We start from the raw sequence: 15,797 nt of genomic DNA on the forward strand, positions 1-15,797 counted from the left end.
GCTTATTTGATTGTTATGTTGGAAATAACAGGACAGTGGTCGGAAAGATAGACACCCTGCTGCTTTGTTTCCTGGGGTATATTGAACGTGTTCACGTCTATACTGTCGCTGACAAAGATAAAATCTACTCGCTTGCGTTTGGCCATCGCTCTTTTCCCAAAACCATGGAAACTATAGTCCACGCCTTCGCGCTGCTTGGCCATATAGTAGGTGTCATGCAATTCGAAATTGTTGTGCAACGCAGGCTGGTACACTGCACTGTCAGCCTCGCTGCTATTCATATCGCCCATAAGGATGATGGGATACTGGGTGGCGAGCGATGCCAGACGCTCTTTCAACAATTTGATACCTTCTTCACGTGCCTGTTTACCCGTATTATCAAGATGGGTGTTAGCCACGCAGAACGTTTTGCCCGTAGCCCTGTTTCTGAGTACAGCCCAATTGACAAAGCGTGGATGGCGACCATCCCATCCGATAAACCCTGCGCTGTCGGGAAATTCAGAGAGCCAAAACGTACCTTGTGATATCTTCGTGTACACCGACCTCCTGTAAAATATGGGAGCATCGGCACGCTTTTCTTTGTTCTCCCGCCTGACGATGGCATATCCGGACAGACCTTTGTGAATGTCCTTCATGGCCCGTGGATAGACTTCTTGCAGGCCAATCACATCTAAATGTTGTTGTTTGATGAAATCAAACAGGTGCAGCTTGCGTTGCCCCCATCTATTCAGACTGTCCTTCTTTGAGTCCACGCGAATATTAATGGTGGCTATAGTCAGTTCTGTTGCCTGTGGGGATGCAGTATCAACACAGCAAAACAACAGCAACGAAACTAAGAGCAGGGAAACATGGAAAAATCTATTTTTCATTCGATGTCAGATGATTGGAGATGGAATCTTGGATGAATACGCCTGAACTTCTGGCCATGTCAGACAGAAGGGGGGTAACAAAGGCATAGTCGATGGGTGGAACATGCTGCCATGTATCAGTGTAGCTCTCAGGGATGTGAAGGCAATTTAGCAGTGATGTGACACGCCCGGCTCTCTGCCCCATGCCCACGGCGAAAAACTGCTTCTGGAAAATGAGTGACAGGGCCACACCGTGGAAAGAATTGCTCACCACATAGTCAGCATGAGCGAGAAGCGAGAGGAAGTGTTCCACCCGTGCTGTGCGACAGTAGCGCCGACCACTAGTGAAGGGGACATACTTTTTGTTCACTTCTACTATGGGCAAGTTCTTCTCTTTGCTGAGTCGCTCAGCAAAGTTCACGGTCGAAGCCTGCCCTAACAGGTTATAAACCAAGATATAGTGCTGGTAGGCTGGCTGTTCTGATGCTTTGTTAGCCAACGACAGCCAAACCTCCTTCTCCAGCAGGAACACGGGGTCGCAGACAATCTGTGACTGTATGCCCAGCGAAGTAAGCCATTCTTTCAGCGAGTCTTCCCTGACACTGATAGCCTCGAACTTCAGCAGATGCCGTCTCAGGATTTCCTTCTCATTCTCTTTCACATCAATGCTACCCATGCTCGCAGCGTAAGCTATTTTCCGGGCATGCACGTTGTCAGAGCCGAAATACCAAAAATCGAAACCCGGGTGCGATGGCATGCGCTGGCGGCGCCATATCTGGTCGCTGCCATAGAACACGACGTCGAATTCCTTGACAACATCATGGTCGTTGTGGTATCGGGCCTCCAAAGGTAGCCCCAACTCTTCGTGCATGAAGGTCTGCAGGTTCTGTTGGCGCCGTTTTCGGGCTTGATGCCAGAAAATGGTGTAGTAGAGCAGCACCATTTTACCCCTCAGGCTGCTCTCGCGGAATTTTCTCCACGAGAACAATTCGAAGTAGCGACGATGATAGTCGGGCCAATAGTCTACAAAATCCACATTATGCCCCAACCCTACAAGGTAAGTCCTCAAGGCGTATGCCTGCAGGAGAGCGCCATAGTTTTCTGCGCGGTGATATGTCAGTATGCCTATTCTCATATTTTTTCCTCTATTTCTAGTGTGGCGTGGTTGTATATCTTGTTCATCATCTCCTTGTAAATGGGAAACATCCGTTCGGCTTGCTCATCACGCCAGACGAAGGTGTTCACATTCTTGTCGGAGACGTATGCGTCTATCCTGTGGTAGCCATAGAGGCGCAGCAAGCTTTGCTTCAGCAGGCAGCGATAGGAGGCGATCTTCAGTTTGCTGCCGATGTGTGCAATGCAGACTGCGGTGATGTTACGCAGATTTTTCCGCATTTTCAGCAAGGCAAAGGTACTGCCGAGATTCTTCGCTGGGCCTTCCTGGTTGCGTTTGCGCCACTGGGTTGAGCGTGCGGCCTTGCGCTTCTCCTCTTCCACGTCGGCGGCATTTTCCAGATGCAGGCGGACGCTGAGTATAATGCCTTTCAGTTCGCCACGTTTGAAGGCCGATGAGCGCTGACTGAACCGCAGTTCCTCTCGGCTGTAGGTTTTGACAGTGCCGTCGGGCAACAGGCAGTTAAGGCTCTGCAGCAGAGCAGTGATGCTGCATTTGAAACACCCGGCATTGCCTACCACTGCGGATGCCACCGTTCCTGGTAGGGAGGTCAGTCCGCAAACGCCGGCATAGCCCTGCTCCATCAAGTCCTTGGACAGCCGCATCACGTTGACACCGCAACCACAGGTCACGATGTCTCCCTCTTGACTGTAGTCGTTCACCCGTGTGGTACATATCACAACTGCGGGATTACTAGTGGAGTGGAAGAAGATGTTGGATGTCTGTCCAACAATCTCAAACTGCTGTTTTTCCCTGTACAGCCAGCGGCACACCTCCGTCAACTGGGTAACGTCGTGAGGGATTATCCAGCAGCCGCATGTGCCACCGGTTTTGATCCATGTCTTTTGTGAGAGAGCCACATCCGTCTCATATTCAATATGGGAACTGTCAAGAAAAGTTTTCAATGCTTGGTTCATAGCTCAAATGTTGATTTATGTGGGAACTTCGCTTCAAACGCACGATGCAGGAAAGTTCGGCACTCTTCGAAGTCCTCGTCTTGCACTTGCGTTGTGTCGTTCAGGCAGAGGGAGTGAATCTTCTTTGAACGAAGGGCCGCGCCTATCTGTTTTAACGACTTGACGTTGATGGTCATATACCTGCCAAAATTGTTGCGCACAGGATGAAACCTATTGGTAGCAAACTGCCAGTAACGGACAATGTAGGGGTTGAGGCTCACATCCTGCCGGAATTGAGAGCAGGTGCGCTTGCACATATCAGGCTCATGCTCCCATATCTCGTCGAATACAGACCGCAGCATGGGCTGTTCTATATGGCGCAGGGCAAAAGCAACGAACTGCTGTTTTCCGAAAAACAACAGCGACGGGACAAAAAACTTCCCCCAGAGATGTGTACCGTACCATTTCAACGGTGCCTGCCTAACGGTACGCTGGCGATTGAAGTGATAATTCAACACGCCCACATTGCAAAAGACCTGAATCTTGTTGCTGAAGAGGCCTCGTGGATTATACGTGGGTGTCTCATATTTCTCAGCGTTGCAGTCACAGGGCAGACCGTTACGGAAATACCACGTCGGCTCTGTAGGCTGGTTGATATAGAAATCGTCATTAAAATAAACGAAATGCTCCGACAGTCCGGGAATGCGCCCCAGGCACATCTCTATGGCGCACGAGTTGAAAGTCGGCAGATAGTCCTTTGGCATGAAATCGGCATGGCTTACCAACACCAGCTTGGGATGGAAAGCGTTTATCCAGTCAGGAAACTTACCGTTGGTTACCAGAAACACCTTGTGTACCCACGGGGCATACAGCTCCACAGCCCTGAACCAGTAGCGGAACAAGTCCCAGTTGCGGAATCGTCCCTTATCCTCGGCATGAGGCCCAGGGCGCAGCTGCCTGTATTGTTGTTGCCACTCAGGGTCGTTGCTGTCGAGCCATGTGACCACGAAATCTATTTTCTCTTTGTTCCCCATATTGTTATTTGGTTATCGTATGCTGCTATAATGTCTATGATAGGTATAGCCATAAACGTTATTATAAAATAAGGTGGCATGACATCACTGCGCTGATAGAAAGACAGCCAGTAGGCTATCAGGAAACCATAATCTTTGATGTCTGGTTTTCTCCTCCGTCTGCACAGAAAAACCTTGTTGAAAGTAATGAACAAGAATGCCAGTGCAACAAATCCATACTGGAAGATCCATTTCTTACCTCCTGCATTGCCACCACGGCTTTCAGCGTTGATTTGTTCTGGCAGATTGTTTACTCCGACACCAAGCCACAATTGTCCGTTTTCAAGGGCTTGGTTAAAGTATTTATCAAAAGCCGCTGTCGTTCTGTTGTCAATAGCATCTATGTCTTCCATTTCACCATCATCAGCCATAATTCTCAAAACTACCTTTTCTTCAAAGCGGTCGAATACCACATAGATTGTTGCCCCGATAATCGCTATTCCGATGATCATTCTTTTTAGGCTGACACGAACATGCGTGATTAGGAATATGCCAAGCAGAACGAAGAAAGCGAGGGAGAAAGAGATGATGCCACTGATAACGAATACAATGAAAGGAATATGCAACGACCGTACCCTCCATGCAAGAAAAATCAGCATACCGCACAATGTTCCTATGCGCCCCGGCTCATCGGCGATACTCCGGAAGCGTGCCTCTCCATAGTCTGTACCTATCAGGTTGAAAACGAGATTGACAAAATGTGTTTCCCTGACCACCGTCACACGCGTCGCTTGTCCCAGCACAACACCCCAACCTGTTGTCTCGTAAATGGCAAATTCCACTACAGAACATATCAGCAGTATAGACAATATCCAGACAAAGCACTTGACAACGCGAACTTGCAACTCATAACTGATTCTGAGGAATAATACGGCATATATCAAGCAGAAGAATTCTATAGGTAAGGGTGGACTGAGATTGAAAAAAGTGGTAATGGAGTAGATGACCAGTATTCCCACCAAAAAGATGGAGGATTCTGTCCTCATTTTGTTTGTCAGCCTCCCCTTGTCAGGGGTTATGAAGTAAATGATCAAAAACAGGAGGAATAAAAGAGCGTAAGAAACTCCATTCTTGGGTATGTAGAAATTGGCTATAAGCGTATATATAGCCATAAAGACAAAAGCCCATACCAATATGTCGGCTCCCTTTTTCACCATTATCTTGATTTCTGTGTAATTTGTGAGATCTGTGTGACTATACAGTCTGATTAGTTATGAATTGCGTAGAGCTCAGCCGCATCACGGCGAGGCGCTCACCCACCGCCTTGTAGTTGATGCTGCTGATCATATCCACAGGCTCTGTGGCGGCAACGATACGGTCGGCCAGTCCGAGTGAACCTAACAAACCTTCAACCCTCCCCGAACGACGTGACTTGAGCGCATAGCATTCTTTCTGGAATACTATTGACAGTGCGATGACATGGAACGAGTTTCCCACGATGCAGCGGGCATACTTGATATAACCTAAAAATTCTTCAGGTGACATGGATTCCCTAAGGGTGACCAGTTTATCGCGGCGGCTCTTCAGCTGCGGCTTGGCCTGCCCCTTAATGACAACAGAGGTGCCTAACCGGTTGGCCAGTCGGTGGGCAAACTGGCTGGCTGCCGGGTCGTCTAAGACGTTAAACAGGAACACGTAATCCTGCTCTTCCGGTCGGATGGCAATTCTATCAAAAACAGTGGCATCCACCAACAACGTGGGGTCGAGGCAGACCGTAGCAGATACCCCACAATGTTCCTGAAGTGCCAGACATAGACTCTTTTCGCGTACAGATACAGCATCGAAAACCTTGATTCGCTGTTCCACTGCCAACCAGCCTGACTTGTCCAACTCGCTTATCTCGCCTATACTGGCAGCGTAGGATACGAAGCGTGCGCCATGCTTCTCAAACTCTCCCCAGAACACTGGGTTGAAGCCTCGGCACAGTTTCGGACTCCATATCTGGTCGCTGCCAAAGAGAATGCAGTCATATCCTGTAGGAATGTCAGCTGCAGTAGCAGCCCGTGGCGAGAGATGTAACTGACTGACCATAAAATGATGGAACACGTTTATGGTCTCTCGCCAGGCTGGCCACGCCAACAGCCTGGCAAAGAAATATTTCAAAAAGGGAACAAAGCCCCGGCGACGCAACTCCGTTTTGCTGAGAAGTTTTTTCTGCTCTTCAATGAACCGAATCCTGTAGTCGATAACCTCCACGTCATGACCTTTCTCTTGCAAGTAATGTTGCAACGCATAGCATTGGAGCACAGCACCATAGTTCAGCGCGTTATGGAATGTTAGTATGCCAATCTTCATAAACTATAATCATATATGTGATCGTGTTCATAATCACGCATCACGTTACGAGTGATTATCTTCAGTGGACTGCCACTGTGTACACAGTATGGCTCAAATGGGCCACTGTGAGTAATAACGCTGCGAGCACCAAATATACAGCGTTCAGGTGTTACAACCCCTTGCATGACATAACACTGCGTTGCAATCCAGTTGTAGTCACCAATGCTGATGGGAGAAAAGGCACGTTTGAATTTTTTCTTCTCCATGTCCCATAGTGGATGGTAATTGGTGTCCATGATAAGTGTCTCCCAGCCAACGCGTGCGCTCTTGCCAAAACTAATGCCACACTGCGATGTGATCCGCAAACACCCTGTATTTTTGAAATCATCTCCAAAGACTATTTTACCTTGTTTGCCACAGACAATATATGAGTCGTTGCCAATGAGACAGGTACCTTTGAACACGATTTTCCCATCATTCTTGAAAGAAATGCCCGTGTTGGGATAGAGTGCACAGCGTGGGAATCCCAAGCGTATCATGCCATAACGAATGTTAGGGCAGTCAATAACAAACTGTCCCTTTTGACTCCGATATTTTGGTTTATACACCCATATGGGTAACTTCACTGCCTGGCGCAATGGCAAGTGGCGCAGGCAGAAGGGAATGGAGAACAGAAAAGTCCTCATCATAATCATCTTGTTACGGAAAAATTTACTCATTGTTTCTTTCTACTTATTAATTTTATGATTGCCTTCACATCGCTCCTACTGAATGCCACAATCAGATAGATCACCACGACCAACATGGCAGCAAGAGCAGAGTAGACGAAGAAGGCCAACAGGCTGTCGGCCCAGTTATACATTGTTTTATATATAATAGCGGCTATCAGTAGTGAGGCCGCGACAAGGCGTGCAAACATCAGCAGATAGCGCATAAAGGAAAATCCAAGCATGGAGCGCAGCAGCCAGGCGCGCACCAAGGCTGTCACGATGGAGAGCATGATGGATATCATCATTGTAACCTGTGGCTCGGCTCCCATCAACAGGGCTGTATAGGAAATCGGCAGATTCAGCATGATAAGCGTGCCAACAATTAGTTGGTATCGGCGTATCTTGCCCGTGGCCAGCGCGGCAGCGATGGTGGGGCCGTTGGTGCAGTCAATCAGTCCGTTAATTAACACCAATTGGGTGAATACAACGGTGTAGTTTGGCACCTCTTTCAGCCATACGCCCAAGAGGTAAGGCGTGTTGGCCAGGATGGGGAACACCAGTATCGATGTGAGCAGCGATGACATCACCGTGCTGCGCAACACGAGCTGCTGCATGGACTCAAGCTCGCCTGCCGCATAACTTTTGTATATCTGAGGCTTTACGGCTGTGAAGAAGTTGCCTGAGAAATGCGACACAGCGTGATAAATCTGGAAAGCTACGGCACGGGCTGCATTAACCATCGGGTTGAAGAACAGGTTGAGCAAGATGTTGATGCCGTGGCTGCGCACTGCCATGGCAAGGGTTCCGTAGAAATGCCAACCGGAGAAGCCAAGAAGTTCTCTGATGTCCTTGATGTTCCAATAAAAACGGAACCGAGACTCTGCGAAATGTCGCCGGTCATAAATCACGTAGGCAGAGGCAATGCATAATGAGACAAAGAACGTCAGCATGCTATAAACAATCAATCGATCCCATGTTGCGAGGCTCAGAAGATAGACCACAGCAAGACCGAGCATAGCCTCGACGATACTAATGTAGGCAAAGGCACTCATCTTCTCATGAGCCACAATCAGCGCATTGTAGGGGATAGAGAGAAACTTGACACAGAAGGCCATAATGGAGAACTGATAGACTACGTTGGCCGCCGTCATGCGTTCCGCTGGAATGGTCATCTGAGTATTGACGAACCACAACCCCACGGTCTCGGCCAGTACCACAGCGCAGAGAATGAGCAGCGAGAAGGCTGTAATATTTGTACACATCCATTGGCCTAACCGCTTAAAGTCGCCCTTGGCCAGTTCGATGGAGAAATAGCGCTGAGAAGAAGTGGTCAGTGTACTCTCCACAAACGAGAGCATGGCCACCACGCCACCTACGACATTATAAATACCATAGTTTTCCGCTCCCAAAAGGTCGAGGGTCACACGCACCGTAAAGAGACGCACAACCATCACCACCAGCATTCTTATATAAAGGAAGCTGGTATTCTTAACGATACGCCGATTGTTTACTACACTATCCTTCATCTGTAAGCCTTCCTGTCAGTTTTTCCGTTAAAGGTTTTAATGAGCGCATCGACGACATCTATAACCCGGGGAATCTTGTACTTTTCCAGTTTATCGGAGAGGAAAGCATTGAGTGCCACAGGGTTGAACTTGTTCTTGTCCTCTACTACAACAAGAAGTTTAAGATAGGGAACGCCGAATTCGTCATGGTCCTCAATGCAGAGACACTCTAGGACTAATCCTGACTGTAGCGCAAGGTTCTCTACATCAGTTGGTGCTATCTTATAGCCTCCAATATTGATGACATCATCCTTGCGCCCAATGTAATAAAGGTAGCCTTCTGTGTCGAATGTTCCGATATCACTAGATACGAACCAACCGTCCTTGAACACCGATTGAGTCAGCTCCGGCTCGTTGTAATACCCTTTCATCACTAGTTCGCCCTTGGCGCAAATCTGCCCTTCTATACCAGCCTCCTTGGTGAAATGTCCGTCTTCAGTCAGGATGGCTATATCCATCGTCCTGATAGGCTTGCCGATACAATTGGGGCGGAAATCCTCCTTGGCATAATTATATGTAGTACCTCCAGGAATCTCAGTAGATTGATAAGAGTTATAGAGCCTGGAATAGGGCAAGAGTTTCTTGAGGCCATCGCTGTCGCTGGCAAACAGCGGTGAGGAGCTTGAGACAACAAAATCTATCTGATGCTTAAACATGGAAAATCTGTCGCCAGTCCTGTTGATGATGACCCGAATGGAGGCAGGTGGCAGGAACATCGAGGTGACATGATGTTTCTCTATGACGGCAAAAAACTTTACCAAGTCGCCCATACCCTCTATATATACGACGCAACAACCATTGGCAAGTGGGAAATGCGTGCCTCTTATTCCCCCTACATGATTCAATGGCGCAGCCACTAAAAACCTGGTGTTTATCTTAAGTCCATAATTATCAGCAGTAGCTGAAGTATAAAGGCTCTGTTGACGATGTGTCAGCATAACACCCTTCGATTTTCCTGTAGTGCCTGTGGTAAAGACAATATCGCAAACCAGGTTGACATCAGGATACTTAATCGCTGTATCTGCCGTGAACTCGTATTTGTGTTCAATGGCATAAATATCGTCGTAGGTTGACCATGTTGGTCGTTTGGGAGAATGGTCGTTTGGTTGTTTGGTAGAGGTGAACTTCGCAATGACAAAACATGAGTCTGTTGCAGTAGCGATTTCTAGGATGCGTGACTCTGGTGCCGTTTTCTCCACAGGCACGGCGGCAGCTCCGACAAGGTGGATAGCATACCAACATGCCGGACATGTCACTTCATGTGAAGCCTGCACAACTATATGATCGCCCTGCTTGACACCCTTTGCTTTCAGCCATACAGAGATGGAATAAATCATGTCGGCCAGCTCTTGGTAAGTGGTCTCATGGTCGTTGGCTATGATGGCAATGTCATTAGGGGCATTCAGCGCATGCTCTAATATCCGCTGTACGATAGGTTTCCATGTTTCTGCCTCATCAAAGGGAATCGGGTTCCCCAGTCCCTTAAATGGAGTAGTGGCTTCCGCATTTTCATGGGGCTGTGCGGCCTGGGGCTGTGTTTGCAATCCCTGCATCAAAAGGGCCATGCGGTCAACGCTGTCGAAGTGGTCGGCATTGACCGCCTCAAAGGGAATCTTACAGGAGAATGCCTCCTCCAAAAGACTGACCACGGTGATGAGCGACAGAGAGTCGAGGTCTCCTTTAGTTATGAGTTGTTTTTCTTTCTCAAAATCTATGCCGCTAATGTCAGCCGACAGAACCTTGATGATTTTTTCTCTGACAGCCATGCTTACCCCAGAATCGATGCCAGCACCTGCAACATCAACCTGTTCTGGAACGGCTGCGGCTTGCCTGCTCTTCTCGAAGAAGTCCCATTCTGCTGCGGCAATCTCTGGCGGAAGCACCTGGTTCTTGAAGTGATAGGAGTGAGCCTTGCTCATCAGGCGTGAGGCGACTAACATGTCAAAGCGTCCGATGACCTTGGCGGGGTTGCCCGCCACGACGGAGTTCTCGGGAATATCCTGCGTCACGACACTGTCCGCAGAAATGATGCAATTCTTGTTAATCCTCACGTTTGGCATTATCCTCGAACCTGACGCAATATAGACATTGTCCATGATTTCAATGCAGCCAATACGCTCATGGGGTCCGAAGTCTTCTCCCGGAACCGCTCTTTTCAGAAAGGTATTGACCATATCGTGCGGTACAATGCGTACCTTGCCGTGAATAACTACGTTGTTGTGCAACTTGATAAGTTCAGGATAGAGCGGTAAAAGGGTTGGCCCAAAGTAACAATCATTTTCCACCCCACCCAATATATGGTGTTTCTTGAGATAGTTGGCCCGCTTCCTGCCACTTCGCAGGAATAACAGGGCGATGGAATGGATAAGTCTTTTAGCTTTCATGTTTTATAAATTAATCTCCCTCGACCTTTTCAAGGAAGTGTGGGGGGATATAGGCGGTGGTGAGGCCTGATTGTAGGCCTTGGATGTGAATGACCACTCGCTTTTGGCGGGCTACACGGGCGACACGACCTATGATACCCTCGAAAGGACCGTCGGTGACACGTACCAGCTCGTCTGACACGAAATGGCAGGTTTTCAAATCTACTTCCATCACATGCTCGTCGAGCAGGGCAGTGGCCTTAATTAAAGGCTCCATATCTCTGCTGCTGACGGTCAACGGTGGATTATAGCCGTTTGCGTCAGTAACGAAATGATTATAATAATATGTAATGAACTTCGACATGACGGAACTCTTGACATACTTTTCTGCCTCTTCCGCCGTCATATAGGCAAAAAGAAGATTCATGAAAGGAAAGAGCTTTCGCTGCTTTTTGCCCGTCTCCCTGTTTATGACATCTTTCCAAACTTTGGCCAAATAGACATAGGTGCCGTCTTCGATCATAGCATCGGCTACTGCCTGAGCTTGACCATACTTGATACGGAGAACAAACCATTTTTTGTTATCATCAGGGATATATCCTACCGACACCCCGGTTTTTGAGTTTATGACTTCGGGGAGGGCATAGGAGGTAAGTCCTAAGCTATTTTTATCCTTGATATTAGCATTATCCAACGCGTTCATATCGGACTAAAAAACCGTATTCTGGTTAATAATAACGGCGACAAAAATACAACTTTTTTGTTAATTTCAGCAGATTTCATCGATTTTTTTCGCAATTTCTCATAAAAAACTGCGATAAAACAATTAAAAAGTAAATATACGACCTATTGGTTTCTTTTTTATTTGCGACTCTTATAAAAAAGAGTATTGTATAATCATGCAAAAACGACTTTATATATTGATGCTGCTTCTGCTGACTGGCATGTTCACTTATGCCGGGCAGCAGAAACGTTTCACCGTCATGGGATTCGGCGATTCCATTACCGAAGGCGGTGAGAACTTCTCTTCCTACCTCTATCCTTTATGGGAAAGACTCATTGCAGCTGGCTATGAGTTCGACTTCATCGGTCCTAACAAAAGCGAATGTGAGATAGGTAAGCTTGCCAATAGTGGTTTCAGAGGAAAACCAGTAGAATATCTGGACCAGATAACCGATAGTATCTACAGGGAATATCCTGCCGACTTCGTATTGATACATGCAGGACATAATCATCACATCGACCAGAATCCCGTCAAGGGAATCATACAGAGTTACCGCTCTATCATCCAGAAGATTCTGACTATCAACCCTCAAGCACATATCTTCCTCGCCACCGTAACAGAGAGCGGGAAACTGCCCAAATATGGTTATATCCCCAAGCTTAACACAGAGATTAAAAGGTTTGTCAAAGCACTCAACAACAAACAGGTTATACTGGTTGACCAGAATGCCACGCACGATTGGCGAACCATGACAATAGAAGACAAGGTGCATCCTAACCAATTGGGGCGCGAACGTATGGCAGAGGTATGGTTTAACGCCATGAAACCCTACTTAGAGGCGTTTTAATGGGCTCATTCTGAAGAAAAGCACGCCCATAATACTAAAAAAACAAAAAATTACTTGTTTAACCTATAGTATTTTTATATATTTGCGACATTATCTGTAGAAGGTAATGAGGAGAAATCTCCTATGTAAGGAAAAACTTTGATTTGCCCACATCTAAATGACCAGAATAATGGAAGACCTATCTCGAGAGCTGTTACTAATTGCAAATGGTAATGAGCTTGCTTTTAACGAATTCATGAACCGATACATGGAAGGATTATACTACCATGCATTCGGTATTTTGTCGAATAAGGAGATGGCAGAAGAGGTGGTGAGCGATGTCTTTCTGGAAGCCTGGCGCAATCGCAAGATACTATCCGAGATAGACAACATGAAGACGTGGCTCAACACAATTGCTTTTCGCAAGGCTGTATCTTACTTAAGGAAAGAAAAGAACAGCACAAAAGTTGTCTCGATCGACAGCCTGAACAACTTTAACTTCCCTGAAACTGAAACGCCTGTTGATGGCATTATTAATAATGAAGAGGTTAAAGCCCTACATGCAGCCATAGAAGAATTGCCTCCCAAGTGTAAGCATGTTTTTTTCCTCGCTAAGATTGAGCAGTTGCCCTATGCACAGATTGCCAAAGTACTCGACCTTTCACTGGCAACGGTAAACTACCACATAAGTGCTGCCATGACAGCCTTGAGAAAGAAAATGTCGTCAGGATAGAAAAAAAAACGAGGTACGACCTATATATATCCCAATAAATTGCGTCTTACAATATAGAACCCTGTATAAACATGGAAGAAGATTTAAAAACATATCAATACGGAGAAAGCCTGGAGGACTGTAAAATCAAGTCGTTCGTGGAAGACTCCAAACCCAAACAGCATATGGATATAGCAGCCATCAAGCAGAAGACGTTTCAGAAGATTCATGAGGAAGAGCGTAGAAACAAGCGCCGCCGCATGACGACCATCGTTGCCGCAGCAGCGAGTCTGTTGCTGATTGTTGGTTTTGGTATTGGTCGCCTGACAACTGCCGACCATGAGCTGAACCGCCAGCTAGCTGCTCTTTCCAAGAAAACCGAGACAGAGGTGATGCAGATGATAAAGGTACCCGTAGGCGAGAAAGCAACCATTATTCTGGCTGATGGCACCAAGGTGGTAGCCAACTCGCGCACAGAACTGCTCTACCCTAAGAACTTCAAAGGTGACACGCGCGAGGTGACCGTTCATGGCGAGGCCTATTTTGAAGTAGCTCACGACACAGAACATCCGTTTATAGTGAAGGCCAACAAGTTCAATGTCAAGGTACTGGGCACCCGATTCAACATCTCAAGTTACGATGCCACGACATCGAACGTGGTATTAGTACAAGGTTCTGTTGAACTGACGACACTGAATACAGACGTGGTACGCATGAAGCCCTCAGATAAGGTGGATATCAGCGATGGTGCCATCACTCAGAAAACACAGGTTGATCCTGATGATTATATCAGTTGGATGAATGGCGTTATCAACCTACACGGAGAAACAGTAAGACAAATAACCCAACGGCTCAGTCAGCACTATGGTGTGAAGATTGTTTGCGATGCAGGTGGCGACACGCCGCTCTATGGAAAGTTATCCATCCAAGGCGCACTTACTGATATCCTCAATGTGATCAACAACATGGCCGGCGTTAAGACGGTAGAAAAAGATCACGTAATACATCTCGTTTCAAAGAACTAACATATCTGATTTTACATTAACATCTGGTACATCCCTTCAATGGGTAAGGGGACCTTATATTCAATTATTATAATATGACTCTAAACAAAACAACACTCTTAAGTAGCATTTTGCTTGCTGTTGCTTCCACATCCATCAAGGCAAAGGATGTGACGGTAAGCATCATGCCCGATACGGTATCTGTGCTCCGCAATCCACTGAACGGATGGGTGATGTATCTGGGGCGCAACTGGGATGAGCAGTTCTGGACCAACCAAGGCTATGATGCCATGCCAGCAGACCATCACAAAACCACAGTAAAAGTATCGGACTATGCTAACACCTGCTACATACGCACCAGCTGGCGTTCGTTTGAACCGGAAGAGGGACAATATATCTGGAAGAATCCTCATTCCCGACTGATGAAGCTGCTACGTAGTTGTCTTGACCGCCACATGAAATTAGCATTCCGCATTGTGGTTGACAGCCGCGACCAAGGTCAGAACACACCTCTTTATGTAAAAGAGGCTGGTGCCAGAGGGTTCCAGGACCCCAACAACCCTCAGAACTGGAGCCCCTACCCCGACGATGCTGTTTTCCAAGAGAAATATGCCAAGTTTCTGAAAGCTTTCGCTACTGAATTCAACGATCCTGACAAGGTGGATTTCATTGATGCCTTCGGATTGGGCAAATGGGGCGAAGCACATGGTCTGATTTATGAAGACTACCAGAACAAGGGAAAAGTCTACAAGTGGATCACAGATTTGTACGCACGTACGTTCACACGTATTCCATTAATCATCAACTACCATCGTCTGGTTGCCGACACCGTGAGTTGGGCTGCACCAAACCCCAATAGCCGTCGCATGCTGGAAGAAGCTATCCAGAAGGGATACAGTCTTCGCCACGATGCCTTTGGGATGACAGGCTATTATCAGGATTGGGAAAAAGAGTTTGCAAAAAAATGGAACTTCAAGCGCCCTATCATCATGGAAGGCGGATGGATTACAGGGGCTCATCATCGCTACTGGATAGATCCCAGCAATGCCTACCGGCAGGGCCATTCAGAAGACGTGCGAAGAGGCGAATACACCTTAAGTGGCGAGGCGCATGTGAACATGATGGACCTCCGTGTGGGCGACGAGACGCATTCCTGGTTTAACACAGCCTTCGACCTTGTGAAAAAGTTTGTTCATGAAGGTGGATACAGACTATATCCCTGTACACTGACAATGCCTGATCAGGCCAAGCGCAATGAGACAGTACTCATCCAACACACTTGGCGAAACATCGGCTGGGGCTATTGTCCAACCAATATTCCGCAATGGCATCAGAAATACAAGGTGGGAATAGCATTAAAGGCCCCCAATGACCGAATTGTAAAAACCATTGTTGTAACCGATTCCGACCTCTCGACATGGCTGAAAGGCAATGACACTACATATACAACCTCCGTATCGCTTGCCGGGGTAGAAAAAGGCAAATACATCTGGCTCATCGGACTGGTTGATACGACCAAGGGCAATCAGCCAGGCCTACAGATGGCGGTTGCAGCCGACAAACAATTTAACGGCTGGCTGAAAGCTGGAACAGTGACAATCAAATAGAATATTATCCATTTAACA

At 47.2% G+C, this 15,797-nt stretch carries 14 protein-coding genes and 1 pseudogene; 4 read left to right on the forward strand and 11 right to left on the reverse strand.

Annotation, left to right across the window (positions count from 1 at the left end):
* Positions 1 to 2 precede the first annotated feature (2 nt).
* The 11 genes and pseudogenes from T495_RS0108035 to T495_RS0108080 form a co-directional block, all read right to left on the reverse strand.
* Positions 3 to 869 carry an endonuclease/exonuclease/phosphatase family protein gene (locus T495_RS0108035; RefSeq protein ID WP_033148262.1) on the reverse strand — a complete coding sequence of 289 codons (867 nt, stop codon included), beginning with the start codon at positions 867 to 869 and terminating at the stop codon, positions 3 to 5.
* Positions 859 to 1,983: a polysaccharide pyruvyl transferase family protein gene (locus tag T495_RS0108040; RefSeq protein ID WP_033148263.1), complete on the reverse strand. Its 1,125-nt coding sequence runs from the start codon at positions 1,981 to 1,983 to the stop codon at positions 859 to 861. Before T495_RS0108040 ends, T495_RS0108035 begins: the two co-directional genes overlap by 11 nt.
* The gene (locus tag T495_RS0108045; protein WP_033148264.1) at positions 1,980 to 2,939 is read right to left on the reverse strand and encodes an FAD-binding protein; all 960 of its coding nucleotides are present in this window, start codon (positions 2,937 to 2,939) and stop codon (positions 1,980 to 1,982) included. Before T495_RS0108045 ends, T495_RS0108040 begins: the two co-directional genes overlap by 4 nt.
* Positions 2,936 to 3,952 (reverse strand): Stealth CR1 domain-containing protein, encoded by a 1,017-nt coding sequence (locus T495_RS0108050; protein WP_033148265.1) that lies wholly within the window; start codon positions 3,950 to 3,952, stop codon positions 2,936 to 2,938. The genes T495_RS0108045 and T495_RS0108050 overlap by 4 nt, the downstream gene beginning before the upstream one ends.
* The gene (locus T495_RS0108055; RefSeq protein WP_155993529.1) at positions 3,931 to 4,977 is read right to left on the reverse strand and encodes a hypothetical protein; all 1,047 of its coding nucleotides are present in this window, start codon (positions 4,975 to 4,977) and stop codon (positions 3,931 to 3,933) included. The genes T495_RS0108050 and T495_RS0108055 overlap by 22 nt, the downstream gene beginning before the upstream one ends.
* Before the next feature lie 208 nt (positions 4,978 to 5,185).
* A complete protein-coding gene (locus tag T495_RS0108060) occupies positions 5,186 to 6,286 on the reverse strand; it encodes a polysaccharide pyruvyl transferase family protein (RefSeq protein WP_033148267.1) in 1,101 nt (366 codons plus the stop codon).
* Positions 6,283 to 6,987, reverse strand: a complete 705-nt coding sequence (locus T495_RS0108065; protein WP_033148268.1) for a hypothetical protein — start codon at positions 6,985 to 6,987, stop codon at positions 6,283 to 6,285. The genes T495_RS0108060 and T495_RS0108065 overlap by 4 nt, the downstream gene beginning before the upstream one ends.
* Positions 6,984 to 8,504, reverse strand: coding sequence for a lipopolysaccharide biosynthesis protein (locus T495_RS0108070; protein ID WP_033148269.1), 1,521 nt, complete (start codon positions 8,502 to 8,504; stop codon positions 6,984 to 6,986). The genes T495_RS0108065 and T495_RS0108070 overlap by 4 nt, the downstream gene beginning before the upstream one ends.
* Positions 8,501 to 10,552 (reverse strand): AMP-binding protein, encoded by a 2,052-nt coding sequence (locus T495_RS0108075; protein ID WP_231495069.1) that lies wholly within the window; start codon positions 10,550 to 10,552, stop codon positions 8,501 to 8,503. The genes T495_RS0108070 and T495_RS0108075 overlap by 4 nt, the downstream gene beginning before the upstream one ends.
* Positions 10,553 to 10,558: 6 nt before the next feature.
* A pseudogene (locus tag T495_RS16360) lies at positions 10,559 to 10,927 on the reverse strand (hypothetical protein); the annotation flags it as partial.
* A 10-nt stretch (positions 10,928 to 10,937) separates the two neighbouring features.
* Positions 10,938 to 11,609 (reverse strand): transcription termination/antitermination NusG family protein, encoded by a 672-nt coding sequence (locus tag T495_RS0108080; RefSeq protein ID WP_033148271.1) that lies wholly within the window; start codon positions 11,607 to 11,609, stop codon positions 10,938 to 10,940.
* Between the two features lie 196 nt (positions 11,610 to 11,805).
* Here T495_RS0108080 and T495_RS0108085 point away from each other — a divergent pair, with 196 nt between their 5' ends.
* The 4 genes from T495_RS0108085 to T495_RS0108100 all read left to right on the forward strand — a co-directional run bounded on the left by T495_RS0108085 (position 11,806) and on the right by T495_RS0108100 (position 15,779).
* Positions 11,806 to 12,477 (forward strand): GDSL-type esterase/lipase family protein, encoded by a 672-nt coding sequence (locus T495_RS0108085; RefSeq protein ID WP_051651933.1) that lies wholly within the window; start codon positions 11,806 to 11,808, stop codon positions 12,475 to 12,477.
* Between the two features lie 169 nt (positions 12,478 to 12,646).
* Positions 12,647 to 13,189 (forward strand): RNA polymerase sigma factor, encoded by a 543-nt coding sequence (locus T495_RS0108090; RefSeq protein ID WP_028902105.1) that lies wholly within the window; start codon positions 12,647 to 12,649, stop codon positions 13,187 to 13,189.
* A 71-nt stretch (positions 13,190 to 13,260) separates the two neighbouring features.
* Positions 13,261 to 14,193, forward strand: a complete 933-nt coding sequence (locus tag T495_RS0108095; RefSeq protein WP_051651934.1) for a FecR family protein — start codon at positions 13,261 to 13,263, stop codon at positions 14,191 to 14,193.
* Between the two features lie 74 nt (positions 14,194 to 14,267).
* Positions 14,268 to 15,779, forward strand: a complete 1,512-nt coding sequence (locus T495_RS0108100) for a DUF4832 domain-containing protein (RefSeq protein WP_051651935.1) — start codon at positions 14,268 to 14,270, stop codon at positions 15,777 to 15,779.
* The last annotated feature ends 18 nt before the right edge of the window (positions 15,780 to 15,797 follow it).

Origin of the sequence: Prevotella sp. P6B1, assembly GCF_000702825.1 — a bacterium.
Lineage (GTDB): Bacteria > Bacteroidota > Bacteroidia > Bacteroidales > Bacteroidaceae > Prevotella.

What these genes read in the sequence shown, in the direction of transcription:
- T495_RS0108040 (WP_033148263.1), bottom strand. Translation starts at nt 1,983, where the DNA reads ATGAGAATAGGCATACTGACATATCACCGCGCAGAAAACTATGGCGCT.
- T495_RS0108090 (WP_028902105.1), top strand. Translation starts at nt 12,647, where the DNA reads ATGGAAGACCTATCTCGAGAGCTGTTACTAATTGCAAATGGTAATGAG.
- T495_RS0108065 (WP_033148268.1), bottom strand. Translation starts at nt 6,987, where the DNA reads ATGAGTAAATTTTTCCGTAACAAGATGATTATGATGAGGACTTTTCTG.
- T495_RS0108070 (WP_033148269.1), bottom strand. Translation starts at nt 8,504, where the DNA reads ATGAAGGATAGTGTAGTAAACAATCGGCGTATCGTTAAGAATACCAGC.
- T495_RS0108100 (WP_051651935.1), top strand. Translation starts at nt 14,268, where the DNA reads ATGACTCTAAACAAAACAACACTCTTAAGTAGCATTTTGCTTGCTGTT.
- T495_RS0108035 (WP_033148262.1), bottom strand. Translation starts at nt 869, where the DNA reads ATGAAAAATAGATTTTTCCATGTTTCCCTGCTCTTAGTTTCGTTGCTG.
- T495_RS0108045 (WP_033148264.1), bottom strand. Translation starts at nt 2,939, where the DNA reads ATGAACCAAGCATTGAAAACTTTTCTTGACAGTTCCCATATTGAATAT.
- T495_RS0108080 (WP_033148271.1), bottom strand. Translation starts at nt 11,609, where the DNA reads ATGAACGCGTTGGATAATGCTAATATCAAGGATAAAAATAGCTTAGGA.
- T495_RS0108060 (WP_033148267.1), bottom strand. Translation starts at nt 6,286, where the DNA reads ATGAAGATTGGCATACTAACATTCCATAACGCGCTGAACTATGGTGCT.
- T495_RS0108095 (WP_051651934.1), top strand. Translation starts at nt 13,261, where the DNA reads ATGGAAGAAGATTTAAAAACATATCAATACGGAGAAAGCCTGGAGGAC.
- T495_RS0108085 (WP_051651933.1), top strand. Translation starts at nt 11,806, where the DNA reads ATGCAAAAACGACTTTATATATTGATGCTGCTTCTGCTGACTGGCATG.
- T495_RS0108050 (WP_033148265.1), bottom strand. Translation starts at nt 3,952, where the DNA reads ATGGGGAACAAAGAGAAAATAGATTTCGTGGTCACATGGCTCGACAGC.
- T495_RS0108055 (WP_155993529.1), bottom strand. Translation starts at nt 4,977, where the DNA reads ATGAGGACAGAATCCTCCATCTTTTTGGTGGGAATACTGGTCATCTAC.